19 protein-coding genes are annotated in these 17,749 nt (G+C 66.6%); 13 read left to right on the top strand and 6 right to left on the bottom strand.

The features are described from left to right. Nucleotides 1–24 precede the first annotated feature (24 nt). Genes cobS through ACOJTB_RS00125 form a run of 4 tightly spaced genes read left to right on the top strand, consistent with a single transcriptional unit; the run spans nt 25 to nt 4,323 of the window. On the top strand, nt 25–1,008 hold the full coding sequence (gene cobS / locus ACOJTB_RS00140) for a cobaltochelatase subunit CobS (RefSeq protein WP_420100480.1): 984 nt from the start codon (nt 25–27) through the stop codon (nt 1,006–1,008). A 14-nt stretch (nt 1,009–1,022) separates the two neighbouring features. After that, a complete protein-coding gene (locus ACOJTB_RS00135; RefSeq protein WP_420100479.1) occupies nt 1,023–1,439 on the top strand; it encodes a GNAT family N-acetyltransferase in 417 nt (138 codons plus the stop codon). Beyond that, the gene (gene cobT / locus ACOJTB_RS00130; RefSeq protein ID WP_420100478.1) at nt 1,436–3,325 is read left to right on the top strand and encodes a cobaltochelatase subunit CobT; all 1,890 of its coding nucleotides are present in this window, start codon (nt 1,436–1,438) and stop codon (nt 3,323–3,325) included. Before ACOJTB_RS00135 ends, cobT begins: the two co-directional genes overlap by 4 nt. After that, complete coding sequence (locus tag ACOJTB_RS00125; protein ID WP_420100477.1) at nt 3,325–4,323, top strand: esterase-like activity of phytase family protein; 999 nt, start codon at nt 3,325–3,327, stop codon at nt 4,321–4,323. Before cobT ends, ACOJTB_RS00125 begins: the two co-directional genes overlap by 1 nt. Nucleotides 4,324–4,511: 188 nt before the next feature. Here the strand turns inward: ACOJTB_RS00125 and rpmB are convergent, their stop codons facing one another. Further along, nucleotides 4,512–4,799 (bottom strand): 50S ribosomal protein L28, encoded by a 288-nt coding sequence (gene rpmB / locus ACOJTB_RS00120; protein WP_291659159.1) that lies wholly within the window; start codon nt 4,797–4,799, stop codon nt 4,512–4,514. Nucleotides 4,800–5,087: 288 nt separating this feature from the next. Between rpmB and ACOJTB_RS00115 the strand changes: the two genes are divergently transcribed. Then, entirely contained in the window at nt 5,088–5,909 is an 822-nt protein-coding gene (locus ACOJTB_RS00115) for a DUF3108 domain-containing protein (protein WP_420100476.1), read from the top strand. 123 nt (nt 5,910–6,032) lie between these two features. Here ACOJTB_RS00115 and ACOJTB_RS00110 read toward each other — a convergent pair whose 3' ends face one another. Then, nucleotides 6,033–6,374 (bottom strand): DMT family transporter, encoded by a 342-nt coding sequence (locus tag ACOJTB_RS00110; RefSeq protein ID WP_420100475.1) that lies wholly within the window; start codon nt 6,372–6,374, stop codon nt 6,033–6,035. After that, nucleotides 6,371–7,555: a pyridoxal phosphate-dependent aminotransferase gene (locus ACOJTB_RS00105; RefSeq protein ID WP_420100474.1), complete on the bottom strand. Its 1,185-nt coding sequence runs from the start codon at nt 7,553–7,555 to the stop codon at nt 6,371–6,373. Before ACOJTB_RS00105 ends, ACOJTB_RS00110 begins: the two co-directional genes overlap by 4 nt. 258 nt (nt 7,556–7,813) lie before the next feature. Between ACOJTB_RS00105 and ACOJTB_RS00100 the strand changes: the two genes are divergently transcribed. The 6 genes from ACOJTB_RS00100 to denD all read left to right on the top strand — a co-directional run bounded on the left by ACOJTB_RS00100 (nt 7,814) and on the right by denD (nt 13,621). Further along, complete coding sequence (locus ACOJTB_RS00100) at nt 7,814–9,676, top strand: IlvD/Edd family dehydratase (protein ID WP_420100473.1); 1,863 nt, start codon at nt 7,814–7,816, stop codon at nt 9,674–9,676. A gap of 259 nt (nt 9,677–9,935) precedes the next feature. After that, nucleotides 9,936–10,775 (top strand): isocitrate lyase/PEP mutase family protein, encoded by an 840-nt coding sequence (locus ACOJTB_RS00095; protein WP_420100472.1) that lies wholly within the window; start codon nt 9,936–9,938, stop codon nt 10,773–10,775. Then, the gene (locus tag ACOJTB_RS00090) at nt 10,772–11,098 is read left to right on the top strand and encodes a hypothetical protein (RefSeq protein WP_420100471.1); all 327 of its coding nucleotides are present in this window, start codon (nt 10,772–10,774) and stop codon (nt 11,096–11,098) included. Before ACOJTB_RS00095 ends, ACOJTB_RS00090 begins: the two co-directional genes overlap by 4 nt. After that, entirely contained in the window at nt 11,095–11,808 is a 714-nt protein-coding gene (locus ACOJTB_RS00085) for a GNAT family N-acetyltransferase (protein ID WP_420100470.1), read from the top strand. The genes ACOJTB_RS00090 and ACOJTB_RS00085 overlap by 4 nt, the downstream gene beginning before the upstream one ends. A 44-nt stretch (nt 11,809–11,852) precedes the next feature. Then, on the top strand, nt 11,853–12,599 hold the full coding sequence (locus ACOJTB_RS00080) for an SDR family oxidoreductase (RefSeq protein ID WP_420100469.1): 747 nt from the start codon (nt 11,853–11,855) through the stop codon (nt 12,597–12,599). Between the two features lie 41 nt (nt 12,600–12,640). Further along, complete coding sequence (gene denD / locus ACOJTB_RS00075) at nt 12,641–13,621, top strand: D-erythronate dehydrogenase (RefSeq protein WP_420100468.1); 981 nt, start codon at nt 12,641–12,643, stop codon at nt 13,619–13,621. Between the two features lie 15 nt (nt 13,622–13,636). On the opposite strand, the gene ACOJTB_RS00070 is transcribed toward denD, so the two are convergent. Continuing rightward, nucleotides 13,637–14,548 carry a GGDEF domain-containing protein gene (locus ACOJTB_RS00070; protein ID WP_420100467.1) on the bottom strand — a complete coding sequence of 304 codons (912 nt, stop codon included), beginning with the start codon at nt 14,546–14,548 and terminating at the stop codon, nt 13,637–13,639. A gap of 220 nt (nt 14,549–14,768) precedes the next feature. Continuing rightward, nucleotides 14,769–15,674 (bottom strand): LysR family transcriptional regulator, encoded by a 906-nt coding sequence (locus ACOJTB_RS00065; RefSeq protein ID WP_420100466.1) that lies wholly within the window; start codon nt 15,672–15,674, stop codon nt 14,769–14,771. A 92-nt stretch (nt 15,675–15,766) separates the two neighbouring features. Between ACOJTB_RS00065 and ACOJTB_RS00060 the strand changes: the two genes are divergently transcribed. Both ACOJTB_RS00060 and ACOJTB_RS00055 read left to right on the top strand, forming a co-directional pair. After that, nucleotides 15,767–16,777, top strand: a complete 1,011-nt coding sequence (locus ACOJTB_RS00060) for a bile acid:sodium symporter family protein (RefSeq protein ID WP_420100465.1) — start codon at nt 15,767–15,769, stop codon at nt 16,775–16,777. A 130-nt stretch (nt 16,778–16,907) separates the two neighbouring features. Next, nucleotides 16,908–17,126: a DUF2934 domain-containing protein gene (locus ACOJTB_RS00055; RefSeq protein ID WP_420100464.1), complete on the top strand. Its 219-nt coding sequence runs from the start codon at nt 16,908–16,910 to the stop codon at nt 17,124–17,126. Between the two features lie 67 nt (nt 17,127–17,193). Here ACOJTB_RS00055 and ACOJTB_RS00050 read toward each other — a convergent pair whose 3' ends face one another. Continuing rightward, complete coding sequence (locus ACOJTB_RS00050; RefSeq protein ID WP_420100463.1) at nt 17,194–17,484, bottom strand: hypothetical protein; 291 nt, start codon at nt 17,482–17,484, stop codon at nt 17,194–17,196. Between the last annotated feature and the right edge of the window lie 265 nt (nt 17,485–17,749).

Below are 17,749 nucleotides of genomic sequence, written 5' to 3'. Positions count from 1 at the left end.
GGCCCCGCGCCCGGAGACTTGACGATGACGACGACGACTGCGCCCGGCCTGCCCGACATGAAGCTGTCGGTGCGTCAGACCTTCGGGATCGAGTCCGATCTGGAAGTGCCGGCCTTTTCGCAGACCGACCCGCATGTGCCCGATCTCGATCCGGATTACCGCTTCGACCGCGACACCACGATCGCGATCCTGGCCGGCTTCGCGCATAATCGCCGCGTGATGATCTCGGGCTATCACGGCACCGGAAAGTCGACCCATATCGAGCAGGTCGCGGCCCGCCTCAACTGGCCCTGCGTGCGCGTCAACCTCGACAGCCATGTCTCGCGGCTCGATCTGGTCGGCAAGGACGCGATCGTGCTGAAGGAAGGCAAGCAGATCACCGAGTTCCAGGACGGCATCCTGCCCTGGGCGCTGCAGAACAACATCGCCCTCGTCTTCGACGAATACGATGCCGGCCGCCCCGACGTGATGTTCGTGATCCAGCGCGTGCTGGAACAGGCCGGCAAGCTGACGCTGCTGGACCAGAAGCGCGTCATCCGCCCCCACGGCGCGTTCCGCCTGTTCGCCACAGCCAACACGGTCGGCCTCGGCGATACCTCCGGCCTCTATCACGGCACGCAGCAGATCAATCAGGGTCAGATGGACCGCTGGTCGATCGTGACCACGCTGAACTATCTGCCGCATGACAACGAGGTCGCGATCGTCCTCGCCAAGTCGAAGCACTACCAGAAGACCGCGGATGGCAAGGACATGGTCAACAAGATGGTGCGCGTCGCCGATCTCACCCGCAACGCCTTCATGAACGGCGATCTGTCGACCGTCATGAGCCCGCGCACGGTGATCACCTGGGCCGAGAACGCGGCGATCTTCGGCGATATCGGCTTTGCCTTCCGCGTCACCTTCCTGAACAAGTGCGACGAGATGGAGCGCACGCTGGTGGCCGAGTTCTTCCAGCGCTCTTTCGGCAAGGAACTGCCGGAGAGCGCGGCGAACGTGGTTCTCAGCTGAGGGCGGCACGCATCATGGCCACCCTCCAGCGCGAGACCGATGTCGCGGCGACGAGGGAAGCCGTGGTTGCGGGGCTCAGCGCCCATAACGCCTCCCGGGTCGGGCCGCGCAACGGCGAGCCGCTCGCGCTCAGCCTGCGGGATGAGGCGGGCATCATCGTCGGCGGCCTCATCGGCGAGCTGAAATGGCAATGGCTCCATGTCGATCTTCTCTGGATCGACGAGAGCCAGCGCGGCGCGGGTCATGGCGAAGGGCTGATGGCGCTGGCCGAGGCCATGGCGCGCGACCATGGCGCGCGCGGTGTCTATCTCTCGACGATGAGCATCCAGGCGCCGGGCTTCTACCCCAAGCTCGGCTACAAGCCCTGCGGCGAGATGGCGGACTATCCCGTCGCCGGGCAGACGCTGTTCCATTTCGCGAAGGCGCTATGAGCATCTCGAACCGCAAGCCCGGCACGCCGAAGGAAGCCCCGTCAGAGCCGCTGAAGCGCGCGGTCTCCGGCGCGATGAAGGCCATCGCCCGCAAGCCGGAGATGGAGATCGTCTTCGCCTCCGACAAACCCTCGCTCGTCGGGGAGCGCGCCCGTCTGCCCGAGCCGCCGCGCAAGCTGACGGCCGGCGACGTCGCGATCCTGCGCGGCCATGCCGATTCGATGGCGCTCAGGCTCGCCTGCCACGACGCTTCTGTGCATCGCCGGGCCGCGCCGGAGGGCGACGCCGCGCGCGCGGTGTTCGATGCGATCGAGCAGGCGCGGGTGGAATCCATCGGCTCGCGCCGTATGTCCGGCATGGCCGGCAATATCTCGGCCATGCTGGAGGATAAATACCACCGCGGCGGCCGCTACGAGGAGATTACCGACCGAGCGGATGCGCCGCTGGAGGATGCGCTGGCGCTGATGGTGCGCGAGCGGCTGACCGGCATCAAGCCACCCAAAGCTGCCGAGAAGCTCGTCGATCTCTGGCGCGAGCAGATCGAGGCCAAGGCGGGCGCCGATCTCGACCGGCTCTCGAAGACGATCGAGGACCAGCGCGGCTTCGCCCGCACGGTCCGCGACCTGCTGGCCTCGCTCGACATGGCCGACCAGTCGGCCCAGGGCGACGAGGCCGAGGAGGACGACGACAATCAGGACCAGTCCTCTGAGGACCAGGAGCAGCAGGAAGGCGAATCCGAGCAGCAGAGCGGCCAGGATCGCTCCGAGGTCGAGGTCAGCGAGGATGCGACGGAGGAGCTGGAAGACGGCGCCTCCGAAGCCAGCGACGCGCCGGCCGGCGACTGGGAGGAGGAGGACGAGAACTCCGAATCCGAGGAGGCCGGCGAGGCCCCGCGCCCGCGAGAAGCCAAGAACGACGGCCGGCAGGCGACCGACTACAAGGCCTATACCCAGAAATTCGACGAGATCGTCACGGCCGAGGAACTCTGTGACGCCGAGGAGCTGACGCGGCTCAGAGCCTATCTCGACAAGCAACTGGCGCATCTTCAGGGCGTGGTCGCGCGCCTCGCCAATCGCTTGCAGCGCCGTCTGATGGCGCAGCAGAACCGCACCTGGCAGTTCGACCTGGAAGAGGGCGCGCTCGATCCGGCCCGGCTGCCGCGCATCATCCTCGATCCGTTCCAGCCGCTTTCCTTCCGGCAGGAATCGGACACGAACTTCCGCGACACGGTGGTGACGCTGCTGATCGACAATTCTGGCTCGATGCGCGGCCGGCCGATCACGGTGGCGGCGACCTGCGCCGACATCCTCGCCCGCACGCTGGAGCGCTGCGGCGTCAAGGTCGAGCTGCTCGGCTTCACCACCGGCGCCTGGAAGGGCGGGTTATCACGCGAATCCTGGCTTCAGACCGGCAAGATGGCCAATCCCGGCCGCCTCAACGATCTGCGCCATATCATCTACAAATCGGCGGACGCACCCTGGCGGCGTGCGCGCAAGAATCTCGGTTTGATGATGCGCGAGGGGCTGCTCAAGGAGAATATCGACGGCGAGGCGCTGGATTGGGCGCATAAGCGCCTGCTGGCGCGGCCAGAGCAGCGCAAGATCCTGATGGTGATCTCGGACGGCGCGCCGGTCGACGATTCGACCCTGTCGGTCAATGCCGGCAACTATCTGGAGCGGCATCTGCGCCATGTGATCGCCGAGATCGAGACCCGCTCGCCGGTCGAGCTGATCGCCATCGGCATCGGCCACGACGTCACGCGCTACTACCGGCGCGCAGTCACCATCGTCGATGCCGAGGAACTCGGCGGGGTGATGACCGAGAAGCTGGCGGAGCTCTTCGAGGAAGACGGCGCCGCCGGCGGAACCGGGGCGCGGCGCCGCTGATGCGCTTCCACCGCCGCCAGGTGCTGGCAGGGCTCGCGGGCCTGGCCTGTCCGGGCGCGGCGCAGGCCATCGAGCAGACGCGCTTCCCGGTCGACCTTTCGGCCCGGCGTATCGCGGCCTTCGAGCCGCGCAGTCCCGAGAAGCGTCGCTTCGGCGCCCTGCAATTTCGTGGCGGGCTGGTGCTGAGCTGCGGGCATCCGCGTTTCGGCGGATTCTCGGCGCTGTGGCGCTCGGCCGATGGACGCGAACTCGTCTCGCTCACAGATCGCGGCTATTGGCTGACGGCGAAGGTCGCCACGGCCGATGGTCGCCTGGCGGGGCTTGAAGCGACCGAGATGGCGGCGATGCTGGATGCGGCGGGGCGCCCCCTCGCCCGCTCGAAATCCTTCGACACGGAAAGCCTCGCCATTGCCGGCGGACATGCCTATGTCGGCGTCGAGCGCACCCATGAGATCCTGCGCTTCGACTGGGCGCGCGACGGCGTCGAGGCACGAGCCCGCTCGCTGCCGGTACCGGCGCCGATCAAGAAGCTGCCGCGCAATCGCGGGCTGGAAGCGCTGGGGATCGTGCCTGCCGGACCGCATAAGGGCGCCATCGTCGCGATCTCGGAGCGTTCCGGCAAGGAGGACGAGCCGACGCTGGGCATGCTCATGGGCGCCGGCGCGCCGGGCTTCGTCCAGGTCGCGCGGCCGGGCGGCTACGACATCACCGATCTCGCCTTTCTTCCGGGCGGCGACATGCTCGTTCTCGAGCGCTGGTACCGGCCCTGGCGCGGCGTGGGGATGCGAATCCGGAGAATCGCGCTGGCCGATCTGAAGCCCGGCGCGGTTCTCGACGGTCCGGTGCTGATCGAGGCCGATCTCGGCTGCGAGATCGACAATATGGAGGGGCTGAGCGTCCATCAGGAAAATGGCCGCACGGTCCTGACGCTGATCTCCGATGACAATTTCTCGGCGATCCAGCGCACGCTACTGCTGGAATTCGAGCTGGTCGCGTAAGGCTCCGCATCGTCATTGTGAGCAGTGTAAACGACGAAGCAATCCAGAAGGACTGGATGCGAGGTTCGACCCGGTCACTCTGGATTGCTTCGCTTCGCTCGCAATGACGGATCCGGCGTGAGCGTTCGGTCCGAACGAAAAAAGCGGCCTCGCGGCCGCTTCCTTCAAACCCGAAAAGGCCGAACCGCTCAGTTGGCGGCGAGCTTCTTCTCGAGGTCGCGCTTCAGCGACAGGGCACCGGTCGAGAGGTCGCCGGCCGCAGCCTTGAGCAGGAAGGCGTCGAGGCCACCGCGATGCTCGACCGAACGCAGGGCGTTGGCCGACACGCGCAGACGAACCGAGCGGCCGAGGGCGTCGGACTGCAGCGTCACGTTGACGAGGTTCGGACGGAAGACCGTCTTCGTCTTGCGGTTCGAGTGGCTGACGAGGTGGCCGGTCTGAGTGGCTTTCCCGGTCAGTTCGCAACGGCGGGCCATGATATCGTTCCTTACGTCTCCGGTTCGCTCAAACAAAAATGCCGACACGCGACGTGCCGGCCGTCTGAGCACCGGAAGTCAAATTGAAGTGGCGTGTCCATAGCCAAGCCCGAAGCCGGCGTCAAGGCGAAGGCGTCGGCTTTCTCCGGGGCCGTCAGCGTTAACGGATCGTAAAGCGGCCGGCGGGATGCTGACCTCACCATACACGGATATGGAGCGATGCGGCCACGATTCGGGCCGAATCGCAGTGCATCTGCTCAAGGCATCGCGCCGCCCCGGAGAATTTGGATGAAGCCCGCCGTCGCCGCGTTCCTGGCCTCTGCGACCCTGGTCTCCGCGACAGCCCTCGCCGCGCTGCCGGCGGCGGCTGCGTCGATCGATGCGCGCTACGACGTCTCTCTGCTCGGCATCAGCTTCGGCACGGCGGGGCTCGCGGGGACGATCGACGGCGCGGCCTACAAGATCGACATGGTCGCCAAGCTCACCGGCATCGTCGGTGGCGTCACGGGCGGGCGCGGTTCGGGCGCCGCCACCGGCGCGATGGCGGGCGGCAAGCTCTCGCCCAAGACCTTCGCCGTCAGCTCGGCCAGCAGCAGCGAAAGCCGCACGGTCCGGATGGCGCTCGCCGACAATGCCGTGGCGGGGGTCGATATCGAGCCGCCGATCGACGAGAAGCCGGACCGCGTGCCGCTCGACGACAGCCACCGGCGCAACATCATCGATCCGCTCAGCGCCTTCCTGATGCCCGTCAACGGCAAGGGCAAGGACGGCGCCTGTAACCGCACCCTGCCGATCTTCGACGGCGCCGCCCGCTACGACATCAAGCTCAGCAGCGCCGGCACGCGGCAGGTCAAGCTGGAGGGCTATTCCGGCCCGGTCTCGATCTGCCAGGCGCGCTATGTGCCGATCGCCGGCCACCGGGCGCTGCGGCCCAGCACCAAGTTCATGGCCGAGAACAAGGACATCACCACCTGGCTGGCGCCGGTGGCGGGCACCGATGTGATGGTGCCGGTGCGGATCTCGGTGAAGACGATGGTCGGAACGGCGGTGATCGAGGCGTCGAGCTTCAAGGTCGATCCGGGAGCGACGGCGAGCACGGCGCGGAATTGACGGATTTCGGCCGTCCTTGCGAGGAGCGTAGCGACGAAGCAATCCGGGGGGATTGCGTGCAACGTCTCACCCGGTCTTCCTGGATTGCTTCGCTCCACTCGCAATGACGAGGCAGCCTCCGGCTCAATGCGCCGAAGCCTTCGAGAACAGGTTGATCACCACCACGCCGGAGACGATCAGCGCCATGCCGATCAGTGCCGGCGCGTCCAGCGTCTGGCCGAAGAGCACGAGCGCGATCAGGCTGATCAGCACGATGCCGATGCCGGACCAGATGGCGTAGGCGATGCCGACGGGGATCGTGCGCAGCGTCACCGAGAGGCAGTAGAAGGCGATGGCGAAGGCGACGACCGTGATCAGCGAGGGCACCAGCCTCGTGAACTCGTTCGACGCCTTCAGCGCCGACGTGCCGATGACCTCGCTGAGGATCGCGCCGGCGAGCCACAGATAGCCCGAGAAGTCCTTCACGCCGCGGCCGGCTTTTCGAGGAAGGCCTTCATCCGCTCCAGCGCCTTCTCGATATTCTCCAGCGAGTTGGCATAGGAGAGGCGGATATAGCCCTCGCCATGCACGCCGAAATCCGGCCCGCCGATCGTCGCGACCCCTGCCTCCTCGAGAAGGGCCGAGGCCAGTTTCTTGGCCTTCCAGCCGGTCTTCGAGACGTTCGGGAAGGCATAGAAGGCGCCTTTCGGCGTGATGCAGGAAACGCCCGGCAAGCCATTCAGCCCCGCCACCACCGCCTTCCGGCGCCGGTCGAATTCGGCGACCATGGCATGGACCGCGTCCTGCGGGCCGGTCAGCGCCGCCAGCCCCGCCCATTGCGCCGGGGCATTGACGCAGGAATGCGAGTTCACCGCCAGCTTGCGGGCATTGTCGTAGAGGGGCTTGGGCCAGATCGACCAGCCCATGCGCCAGCCTGTCATCGCATAGGTCTTGGACCAGCCATTGAGCAGGATCAGCCGGTCGCGAATTTCGGGATAGGAGAGGAGGCAGACATGCTCCTCCCCGTCATAGACCATCTGGTCGTAGATCTCGTCCGACATGATCGCGACGTCGGGGAAAGCGGCGAGACCCGCGACGAGCTTGTCGATCTCGGCCTTGGGGGTGACGCCGCCGGTCGGGTTGGCCGGCGAGTTGATGATCAGTAGGCGCGTTTTCGGCGTGATCAGCGAGAGCGTCTCTTCAGCCGAGAAGGCGAAGCCGTTTTTCTCGCGGATCGGCACAGGGATCGGCGTCGCGCCGGTATATTCGATCATCGAGCGATAGATCGGGAAGCCGGGGTCCGGATAGAGGATCTCGGCGCCAGGCTCTCCGAACATCAGGATCGCCATGAACATGGTGACCTTGCCGCCGGGCACGATCATCACGCTCTCCGGTGAAACCTCGACGTTGAAGCGCTTGTGCAGATCGGCCGCCACCGCCTCGCGCAGGGGCAGGATGCCGTTGGCGGGCGTGTAGCCGTGATGGCCGTCCCGCAGCGCCTTCACCGCGGCCTCGACGATGTGGTCCGGCGTCGCGAAGTCGGGCTGGCCGATGCCGAGATTGATGATGTCCTTGCCCTGCCGCTGCAATTCGGTGGCGCGCGCCAGCACGGCGAAGGCGTTCTCCTCGCCGATGCGGGAGAAGGAGGGGACGACGTGCAGGGTCATGGCAGCCTCGGGATGCTCGCTTCCGGCGGCCGTCTCTCGGAGCGGCCTTGGGCCAGTCTTCGCCGGAAACGGGGCTGTCCCGCAAGTCCGCGCAGCCCTGGCCTTCCCGGTTCCTGTATGCAGATAGCGCATGATAATTAGTATGATTTTTCGCGCCCGACCTCTTGCGGCGCGCAGGGCAGGGTGGATAATTCGCGAACCGTTTCAAAGAAAAGGCAGCCGTCCCATTTCGAGGCCGGCGCGGGAGAGGAGCGAGGGATGGCCAAGACCCCGGAAAGCAATGTGCCGCGCGAGGATCGTCCGGTCGCGACCACGCGCAAGAAGGCGCCCCGCCGCATCAAGCCGGAGCAGCTTCGCTCCAAGGCCTGGTTCGACAACCCCGCCAATGCCGACATGACCGCGCTCTATATCGAGCGCACGATGAATTTCGGCCTGTCGCGCGAGGAGCTGCAATCGGGCCGCCCGATCATCGGCATTGCCCAGACCGGCTCCGACATCGCCCCCTGCAACCGCCACCATATCGAACTGGCGGCGCGGGTGCGCGACGGCATCCGCGAGATGGGCGGGGTGCCCTTCGAATTCCCGATCCATCCGATCCAGGAAACCTGCAAGCGGCCGACCGCCTCGCTCGACCGCAACCTGCAATATCTCTCTCTGGTCGAGATCCTCTACGGCTACCCGCTCGATGGCGTCGTGCTGACCACGGGCTGCGACAAGACAACGCCTGCGCAGATCATGGCGGCCGCGACCGTCGACATTCCCGCCATCGCCCTGCCGGGCGGACCAATGCTCAACGGCAATTTCCGTGGCGAGCGCACGGGGTCTGGCACCATCGTGTGGAAGGCGCGCCAGATGATGGCGGCCGGCGAAATTGACTACAAAGGCTTCGTCGATCTGGTGGCCTCGTCCGCACCCTCCGCGGGTCACTGCAACACGATGGGCACGGCTTCGACGATGAACTCGCTGGCAGAGGCGATGGGCATGACCCTGCCGGGCGGCGCGGCGATCCCGGCGCCTTATCGCGATCGCTACGAGATGGCCTATCTCACCGGCAAGCGCATCGTCGACATGGTCTGGGAGAACCTGACCCCGTCGAAGATCCTGACGCGAGAGGCGTTCGAGAACACCATCGTGGTCAATTCCGCGATCGGCGGCTCGACCAATGCGCCGATCCACGTCAACGCCATCGCCAAGCATATCGGCGTCGCGCTCGACAACGAGGACTGGACCAAGATCGGCTATGATATTCCGCTGCTGGTCAATCTGCAGCCTGCCGGTGAATATCTCGGCGAGGATTACTACCGGGCCGGCGGCGTGCCCGCCGTGGTGGCGGAGCTGGTCGCCAAGGGCAAGATCAAGCCGGCGATCACCGCTAACGGCCGCACGCTGGCCGAGAATTGCGAGGGCTTCTTCTCGGGCGACCGCAAGGTCATCAAGACCTATGACGAACCGATGAAGGCGCAGTCGGGCTTCCTGAACCTCTCTGGGAACCTGTTCGATTCCGCGATCATGAAGACCAGCGTGATCACGCCGGAGTTCCGCCAGCGCTATCTGGAGAATCCCAAGGACCCCAACGCCTTCGAAGGCCGGGCGATCGTCTTCGACGGGCCGGAGGATTATCATCACCGCATCGACGATCCGGCTCTCGCCATCGACGAGCACTGCATCCTGTTCATCCGCGGCGTCGGTCCGATCGGCTATCCGGGCGCGGCCGAGGTGGTGAACATGCGCCCGCCGGATTACCTCATCAAGAAGGGCGTCTCGGCGCTGGCCTGCATCGGCGACGGGCGCCAGTCCGGCACCTCGGGCTCGCCCTCGATTCTCAACGCCTCGCCGGAAGCGGCAACCGGCGGCGGGCTCGCGCTGCTGAAGACCGGCGACAAGGTGCGGATCGACCTCACCAAGCGCAGCGCCAATATCCTGATCTCGGACGAGGAACTGGCACAGCGCCGGGCCGCGCTGAAGGCGGCCGGCGGCTACAAGTATCCGAAGAGCCAGACGCCGTGGCAGGAGATCCAGCGCAAGATCGTCGGCGAGCTCTCCGAGGGCATGGTGCTGAAGCCGGCGGTCAAGTACCAGAAAATCCACAAGAAGTTCGGTGTGCCGCGCGACAATCACTGAGGACGAGGACCGAAAATTCATCCTCGACGTCATCCCGGGCTTGCCCCCCGGGATCCATCGTAGAGCTCGACGCCCTTTGATGGATCCCGGAGTTCCGCTTCGCTTCATTCGGGATGACGTAGCGGATAGGGCGGACCTTATCGCCATTCCGCACGCGCATTGGCGCTGGCCCGATGATGCGCGCATTCGGGGCTGACAAATTCCGGCCGTGCCGACACTATGCCGCGTCGTCGCCCGAGTAGACTTGAAACGATTTAAAATGGCGCATTCTCCCCAGGTCGAAGCCTTTCGCGCACTGCACCACAGCGGCTGCTTCGTCATGCCCAATCCCTGGGATATCGGCTCCGCGCGCTGGCTGCGCGGGCAGGGCTTCAAGGCGCTGGCGACCACGAGCGCCGGCTTCGCCTTCAGCCAGGGCCGCGCCGATCAGGACGTGCCGCGCGACATGATGCTCGCCCATATCGCCGAGATGGTGAAGGCCGTGCCGGATCTGCCGGTCAACGCCGATTTCGAGAATGGCTATGCCGATACGCCCGATGGTGTCGCCGCGAACGTCAAGCTCTGCGTCGCGACGGGCGTGGCCGGACTCTCGATCGAAGATGCGACCGGCCGCGAGGCCGACCCGCTCTATCCGTTCGAGCTTTCGGTCGAGCGGATCAAGGCGGCGCGCAGGGCGATCGACGAGACGGGCTCCGGCGTGCTGCTGACCGCGCGGGCGGAGGCCTTCCTCACCGGCCATCCCGATCCGCTGCCCGAGGTCACAAGGCGTATCGCCGCCTTCGCCTCTGCCGGAGCCGATGTTCTCTACGCGCCCTGGGTGCGCACGCCAGACCAGATTTCCGCCATCGTTCGAGCCGCCGGCGGCAAGCCGGTCAACGTCGTGGTGTATGCGGATTTCGGCCTGACGGTGACGGATTTCGATGCGCTCGGTGTCCGGCGGCTGTCGACCGGCGGCGCCTCGGCCAGGTCCGCCTGGGCGGGCTTCATCGAGTCTTCGCGCCTGATCGCGGAGGAAGGCAGCTTTGCCGGCTTCGGACATAACGGACTGAGCAAGGGTCTGGAGCCGTTTTTCCGTGACGATCTGAAGGCGCGCTCATGAGCCAGCATCTTCTGATCGCACCGGCCTGGCTCGGCCGCAGCGGCCTGTGGACGCTCGATGCCAAGGGCCGGCGCAAGGCCGTGGATGCCGAGGATATCGGGCTCTCGGACGAACTCGCGGACCGGCTGGAGAGCTGGATGGACACTTTCGACGGCATCTATGAGGAGGATGACGAGGCGCGGTCCCGCTTTCCCGATGCCGTCGAGCAGCTCGCCTGGGAGGCGGAAGGGGTCGCCATCGCCGAGGCCGCCCGTGCCGAGCTCGGCGCCGCCTGGACCGTGACGACCGACCTCAACGGCTGGCAGGAGATGACCAAGCCATGACGACCCCGCTGATGCCGCCGATCGCGCCTCCGGCTGGCAACCCCCTTGCGCCCGACTGGGCCGCGCCGCCCTTTCCTCCGGCCAAGGTGCTCGAGGGCCAGTGGTGCCGGCTGGAGCCGATCGACCCGGCGCGCCATCTCGACGACATCTGGGCCGTGAATGCGGGGCACGAGCACATCTGGGATTGGATGCCGGCTTATCCGCCGAACACGAAGGACGAGTACCGCGTCCTTCTGGAGACGATGGCGACGAAGGCCGGCATCGTGCCCTATGCCGTCATCGACAAGGCTGACGGCAAGGCCAAGGGGCATCTCTGGATCATGGAGATCCGGCCCGAGCAGGGCGTCTTCGAAGTCGGCTACATCACCTATTCGCCGGTTCTGCAAAGGACGCGCGTGGCGACGGAAGCGATCCATCTGGTCGGCGAATACGGCTTCTCCCTCGGCTATCGCCGCTATGAATGGAAGTGCAACAATCTCAACGAGCCCTCGAAGCGCGCTGCGCAGCGGTTCGGCTTTCGATTCGAAGGGCTGTTCCGCCAGCACATGGTGGTCAAGGGGCAGAACCGGGACACGGCCTGGTTCTCGATCCTCGACGCCGAATGGCCGACCGTGTCGGCGGCGTTCCGGGCCTGGCTCGCGCCGGAGAATTTCGACGAGGCCGGCCGGCAGAAAGCCCGGCTCGACAGCTTCAGGCCCGGCGCGGCCTGAGCGAATTTCTTCATAACGACAACGAACGACAGGGCGAGGATGGCATGGCAGGGCGTTTGAAGGGCAAGGTTGCGGTCGTGACGGCTGCGGGGCAGGGCATCGGGCGCGCGATCGCGGAAGCCTTCGTCGCGGAAGGCGCGACCGTCTGGGCGACCGACAAGGACGTTGCTCTGCTCGAGGGCATTCCCAAGGCGAAGAAGCGCAAGCTCGACGTGCTCTCGACCAAGGCCGTCACGGCTTTCGCCGAAAAGGTCGGCGCCGTCGACATCCTGGTGAACGCCGCCGGCTTCGTCCATCACGGCACCGCGCTCGACACGGACGAGAAGGCGATGAGCTTCTCCTGGGATCTCAACGTCGTCTCGATGCACCGGACGATTCAGGCTTTCCTGCCCGGTATGCTGGAGAAGGGCAGGGGCTCGATCGTCAACATCGCCTCGGGCGCCGGCTCTGTGCGCGGCATCCCGAACCGCTATGCCTATGGCACGACCAAGGCCGCGGTGATCGGCCTGACCAAGTCGGTCGCCGCGGACTTCATCAAAAAGGGCATCCGCGCCAATGCGATCTGCCCCGGCACGATCCAGTCGCCTTCGCTCGACCAGCGCATCAAGGATCTCGCCAAGCTGCAGAATGTCAGCGAGGAGGCGGCGCGGCAGGCCTTCATCGACCGGCAGGCGATGGGCCGGCTCGGCACGGCCGAGGAGATCGCCTGGCTGGCGGTGTATCTGGCCTCCGACGAGGCAAGCTACACCACCGGACAGATCCATCTCGCCGATGGCGGCTTCGCGCTCTGAGCGCGCCTCTTATCCAACGATAACATTCAGGGAGGTCAGCGGTGCATATTCTCGTTCTCGGCGGCGCCGGCATGGTCGGCCGCAAATTCATCGAGCGGCTCGCGCGCGAAGGCGGTCTCGGTGGCCAGGCTGTGACGCGCGTCACGGCGCAGGACGTGGTGGCGGCCGCCCCGCCGGCGGCCGCGCCCTTCGATTTCGAGGCGGTGGTGTCCGACCTCTCGCAGCCGGGCGAGCCGGAGAAGCTGATCGCAGCGCGGCCCGAGGTGATCGTCCATCTCGCGGCGATCGTCTCGGGCGAGGCGGAGGCGGATTTCGACAAGGGCTATCGGATCAATCTCGACGGCACGCGGGCGCTGTTCGAGGCGATCCGGCTCGCGGAAGGGTATCGGCCCCGGCTGGTCTTCACCTCCTCCGTGGCGGTGTTCGGCGCCCCCTTCGACGACAAGATCGAGGACGAGTTCTTCACCACGCCGCTGACGAGCTATGGCACGCAAAAGGCGATCGGCGAATTGCTGCTCAGCGACTACAGCCGCCGCGGCTTCTTCGACGGCATCGCCATCCGCCTGCCGACGATCTGCGTGCGGCCGGGAAAGCCCAACAAGGCGGCGTCGGGATTCTTCTCCAACATCATCCGCGAGCCGCTCAATGGCGAGGAGGCCGTGCTGCCGGTGTCCGACCAGGTGCGGCACTGGCATGCGTCGCCCCGCTCGGCCGTCGGCTTCCTGTTCCATGCCGCGACCATGAACCTCTCCGCCGTGGGGCCGCGCCGCGCGCTGACGATGCCGGGCTATTCCTGCACCGTCGCCGAACAGATCGAGACGCTGCGCAAGGTTGCGGGCGACACCGTGGTGAAGCGCATCCGCCGCGAGCCGGATCCGGTGATCGACAAGATCGTCGAAGGCTGGCCGCGCAATTTCGATCCGCAGCGGGCGCTGGCGCTGGGCTTCAGGGCCGAGAATGATTTCGAGGAGATCATCCGCGTGCATATCGAGGACGAGCTGCACGGCACCTTCGTGAAGTAGCGGGTCCAGCCCGGCTCAGCTCCGGGCCGGCCAGCCGCAGAGCGGAGCCAGCGCGGCGCCGCGATCGGGCCGGACCCGGTTGCGCCCGGCGCGCTTGGCCTCGTAGAGCCGTTCATCGGCATGCCGGAGCATGTCGCGAAAGCGCTGGGCCGGCAGCTGCCCCTCATGGACGCCGAAGCTCGCCGTGACGGCGTGGCCCTGCAGGCTCGGCAGGGTAATCGCCGCGATCTCGCCGCGCAGTCTTTCAGCGATCGCATGGGCGCCGCGCTGGTCCGTACCGGGCAGCAAAGCGCAGAACTCCTCGCCGCCGATGCGGGCCAGCAGGTCATAGGGGCGCAGGATGCGGCGCGCGGCCTCAGCCACGGCAATGAGCACTTCGTCGCCGGTTTCGTGCCCGTACTCGTCATTGATGCGCTTGAAGTGGTCGAGATCGAAGGCGATCACCGAGAGATGGGCCCTCTCCCGCTTGGCACGGGCGATTTCCGTCGCGGCGTTCTCGGCCAGCCAGCGGCGATTGCCGAGGCCGGTCAGTGCGTCGGAGAAGGCCTGACGCCGCAACCGCGCCATACGATCTTCCAAAGCGCCGATCAGATCGCGGATCTCGTCGGTGAGCCGGCCGATATCGTCGGCGCGGGTCCGAGTCAGGGCAGGCAGCTTTCCCTCCTGACGGTAGCGCCGCAGGTCGCGGGCGAGCTGCCCGATGGGCGCCAGCAGATGGTTCATGACGAAAAAAGCGATCGCCGTGCCCAGCACCGTCGCCATCAGCACGATGAGCAGGACGGCGCGGGCGCCGACCTGTCCGCCGCCCGCGAGATAGGCCATCAGGGCGATGATCGGAACATGCGTCGCGACGAAGCTTCCGGCAAAGGCGCGAGCGAGCAAGGAGGTTCTGAGGGTGGTCGCGATGCTGGCGGGACGGAGATTCATGGGCTGCCCTGTTGCTGACGCAGCCGAGCTAGCAAGGAGAAAATTCATGATTTGTGAGCGCGATCGACCGCATTTGAGCGATTTGCATGCCGAGCGGTTTTTCGATTTCTTGCCAATAGCTTAAGCTTGGCTGCGTCCGTTTCGGACGCCGGTGTGCCGCTGCGGAGCCGGGTGGGGGGCGACAGCTCTTCGGATCCGGCCTTCTTTGCCCTCGCGGTGCTCAGCTTGCCGGGAGCCCGCTCGGCCGTATCGGAGCTGCGGGCGGCAGCAGCCGGGCGGTGGCCGCGAGGATCGTGCGGGCGAGCGCGCGCGGCGCCTCCTGGTGGCTCTCTCCGCCGATGACCACGAAGGCGATGGACCCCAGCTCCGGCAAGGGGCGGGCGGCCTCGATCTTGGCGAGGCCGGCGGGAATCAGCCTCGCCGAATGGGCGGTGATGCCGAGGCCGGCGACGGTCGCGGCGCGCAGCCCTGCCAGGCTCCCGCTGGTGCAGGCGACGCGCCAGGGCCGTCCGGCCCGTTCCAGCGTCTCCAGCGCATGAATGCGGGTGATGCTCGGCGGCGGATAGAGGACCAGCGGCACGATGTCGGCATCGGCCACGCGCGATCCCGGCCGCCCCACCCAGACCAGTTTCTCCTGCCAGGCAATGGTGCCCCGCTCATCGCCCGCGCGCCGCTTGGCGAAGATCAGGTCGAGTTCGCCGGCATCGTAATGTTCGTAGAGGCGGCCGCTGAGCCCCACGGTCAGTTCGAGGTCCACCGCATGGTGCTGCATCGCGAACTCCGCGAGGATATCGGGCAGGGCCGTAAAGGCGAAATCCTCCGAGACGCCGAGCCGCAGCCGCCCGCGCAGGGTCGAGCCCTTCAGAAAATGCTCGATCCGGCTGCCCGCCTCCAGCATCTGCCGGGCGAAGGGCTGGATGGCGTCACCATCGGGCGTCGGCTGCACGCCATGGGTGTCGCGCGCCAGAAGGCGACGGCCGACACGCTGCTCCAGCCGCGCGACATGCTGGCTCACGGAGGATTGCTGCAGTCCAAGCTGACGCGCCGCTTCGGTGAAGCTGCGCGTTTCGCAGACCTTGAGGAAGCTACGCAGCAGAATGGGGTCGAGCGGCCTGGGTTCCAGCATGCATCATGATTCATGATGAGCCATATCATGTCCAGCGTGGATCAGTATGGCGGCTGATCTGTTATCGAGGGCCGCCACCGAGGAACCCGACCATGCTGCGCCGTACGCTCGCCCGCTTCGGCATCGACCCCTATCTCATCGCGCTGATCGCGACCGTCGCCGTCGCCGCGCTGCTGCCGGCTCGCGGCGTGGCCGCGATCGTGGCCGAGGATGCGGTGAAGGTCGCCGTGGCGCTGCTGTTCTTCCTGTATGGCGCCAGACTTTCGCCGCACGCGGTCTGGGAAGGGCTGCTGCACTGGCGGCTGCAATCGCTCGTCTTCGCCAGCACCTATGTGCTGTTTCCGTTGCTCGGCCTCGTCCTGACGCGGCTCAGCGCGCCCTGGTTGGCGCCCGAACTGGCGCTCGGCATCATGTTCGTCTGCGTGCTGCCCTCCACGGTGCAGTCCTCGATCGCATTCACCTCGATCGCGCGCGGCAATGTGCCGGCCGCGCTGTGCAGCGCCTCGGTCTCCAACCTGTTCGGCATGGTGATGACGCCGCTGCTGGTGATGCTTCTGCTGGGATCGAAGGGCGGCGACTTCAGCACCAAGGCGGTCGAGGATATCGCCCTGCAGCTGCTGCTGCCCTTCCTGGTCGGGCAGGTGTTGCGGCCGCTGATCGGCGCCTTCCTGCTCCGGCACAAGGCGGTGATGTCCCTGGTGGATCGCGGCTCGATCCTGCTCGTGGTCTATGCCGCCTTCAGCGAGGGCATGGTGGCCGGGATCTGGTCGCAGGTCACCTTGCGCGATCTCGGGCTCGTCATCCTGCTCGACATCGTGCTGCTGGCGCTGGTGCTGGTGACGACCACGGTGCTGAGCCGCCGCTTCGGCTTCTCCAAGGAGGACGAGATCGCGATCGTCTTCTGCGGCTCCAAGAAGAGCATGGCGAGCGGCATCCCGATGGCGAATATCCTGTTCACCGGCCAGGCGATGGGCCTCATCGTCTTGCCGCTGATGCTCTTCCACCAGGCGCAGCTCTTCGCCTGCGCGACGCTGGCGCAGCGCTATGCGCGTCGGCCGGAGCCTGCTGTCCAGCTCACTCCGGCGCAGACCGCCGAGGCATAGGGCGCCTCGCTGCGGTGGCGGAGCCTGGGAACCCGCCGCGTCTCAAGCGGGTTGACCGACTGAGCAGCCTGCCAGCGACATGCGGGAGCGGTCGCTCCCCGGTGCCGGCTGCTCCCCTCAGGAGGATGCCATGACCAGCGACGACAAGTCCCTGCGCGAGATCCGCAAGATCGCCTACGGCCTGTGGATGCAGGATGGACAACCGGACGGGCGCGACCGCGAGCATTGGGAAGCGGCAAAGGAGATCTGGGCGTTCAGAAGCCATGACCAGACCAAGGCGGAGAGCGATACCAGCGAAGAGCGCCAGCAGGGCGCCGAGATGGGGAATGTTCGCAAGGATATCGGGTGACGGACGCCCGCAATGAAAAAGGGCCGGCGGCTGCCGGCCCTTGCGCATCAATCAGCCGTGAACAGCGTCAGGGGCAGGCGTAGCCCATGGCGCTGGGGGCGCAGCGAGCGCCGGTCGGCAGCACCAGCGCACCGCGCTCACGGCGCACGTAATCACCGTTCGGGAGCAGAAATCCGCCTGTCGAATCGGGGGTGACCCTGGTCCCATCCGGCAGCACGAGCTGGGCGCCGTCGCGCAGGATCTGCTTCGGGGCGCCCGTCACGGGCACGGCAGCAACCGGCTGCGGCTGGGGCCGGCTGGCGACGCACCCGCCCAGCAAAAAAGCCGCCGCAGCGGCCGCAATCATCATCCTGACCATGGTCTCGTCTCCTTCCGCATCGGCGTGCCATCGGCCCGCCCCGCCTCGCGCGCTTTCGATAGCATGAAAGAGGGGCCTTGCGGCCCCTCTTAACTGTCCGGTCTCGACGGTCTCAGTAGAAGACGGTCCGGCAGACGCGCACCGGGCGGCCGAAGCGGTTGCGCGTCACGCGGCACACCTGGCGACGGCGGCGCGGGCCGCGGCGATAGCGCCGGTCACGATAATATTGCGCCTTCTCGATGGGCGTGCCGTCCGGCAGCGTCGC

Origin of the sequence: Allobosea sp., from assembly GCF_048595345.1 — a bacterium.
In the GTDB taxonomy this organism is placed as follows: domain Bacteria; phylum Pseudomonadota; class Alphaproteobacteria; order Rhizobiales; family Beijerinckiaceae; genus Allobosea.
Note: the sequence above shows the minus strand (reverse complement) of the source record. Positions and strands in the feature narration are given on the sequence as shown.

Excerpts from the sequence above, each read along its gene's own strand:
- cobS (WP_420100480.1), top strand. The coding sequence starts at position 25 with ATGACGACGACGACTGCGCCCGGCCTGCCCGACATGAAGCTGTCGGTG.
- ACOJTB_RS00135 (WP_420100479.1), top strand. The coding sequence starts at position 1,023 with ATGGCCACCCTCCAGCGCGAGACCGATGTCGCGGCGACGAGGGAAGCC.
- cobT (WP_420100478.1), top strand. The coding sequence starts at position 1,436 with ATGAGCATCTCGAACCGCAAGCCCGGCACGCCGAAGGAAGCCCCGTCA.
- ACOJTB_RS00125 (WP_420100477.1), top strand. The coding sequence starts at position 3,325 with ATGCGCTTCCACCGCCGCCAGGTGCTGGCAGGGCTCGCGGGCCTGGCC.
- rpmB (WP_291659159.1), bottom strand. The coding sequence starts at position 4,799 with ATGGCCCGCCGTTGCGAACTGACCGGGAAAGCCACTCAGACCGGCCAC.
- ACOJTB_RS00115 (WP_420100476.1), top strand. The coding sequence starts at position 5,088 with ATGAAGCCCGCCGTCGCCGCGTTCCTGGCCTCTGCGACCCTGGTCTCC.
- ACOJTB_RS00105 (WP_420100474.1), bottom strand. The coding sequence starts at position 7,555 with ATGACCCTGCACGTCGTCCCCTCCTTCTCCCGCATCGGCGAGGAGAAC.
- ACOJTB_RS00100 (WP_420100473.1), top strand. The coding sequence starts at position 7,814 with ATGGCCAAGACCCCGGAAAGCAATGTGCCGCGCGAGGATCGTCCGGTC.
- ACOJTB_RS00095 (WP_420100472.1), top strand. The coding sequence starts at position 9,936 with ATGGCGCATTCTCCCCAGGTCGAAGCCTTTCGCGCACTGCACCACAGC.
- ACOJTB_RS00090 (WP_420100471.1), top strand. The coding sequence starts at position 10,772 with ATGAGCCAGCATCTTCTGATCGCACCGGCCTGGCTCGGCCGCAGCGGC.
- ACOJTB_RS00085 (WP_420100470.1), top strand. The coding sequence starts at position 11,095 with ATGACGACCCCGCTGATGCCGCCGATCGCGCCTCCGGCTGGCAACCCC.
- ACOJTB_RS00080 (WP_420100469.1), top strand. The coding sequence starts at position 11,853 with ATGGCAGGGCGTTTGAAGGGCAAGGTTGCGGTCGTGACGGCTGCGGGG.
- ACOJTB_RS00070 (WP_420100467.1), bottom strand. The coding sequence starts at position 14,548 with ATGAATCTCCGTCCCGCCAGCATCGCGACCACCCTCAGAACCTCCTTG.
- ACOJTB_RS00065 (WP_420100466.1), bottom strand. The coding sequence starts at position 15,674 with ATGCTGGAACCCAGGCCGCTCGACCCCATTCTGCTGCGTAGCTTCCTC.
- ACOJTB_RS00060 (WP_420100465.1), top strand. The coding sequence starts at position 15,767 with ATGCTGCGCCGTACGCTCGCCCGCTTCGGCATCGACCCCTATCTCATC.
- ACOJTB_RS00055 (WP_420100464.1), top strand. The coding sequence starts at position 16,908 with ATGACCAGCGACGACAAGTCCCTGCGCGAGATCCGCAAGATCGCCTAC.
- ACOJTB_RS00050 (WP_420100463.1), bottom strand. The coding sequence starts at position 17,484 with ATGGTCAGGATGATGATTGCGGCCGCTGCGGCGGCTTTTTTGCTGGGC.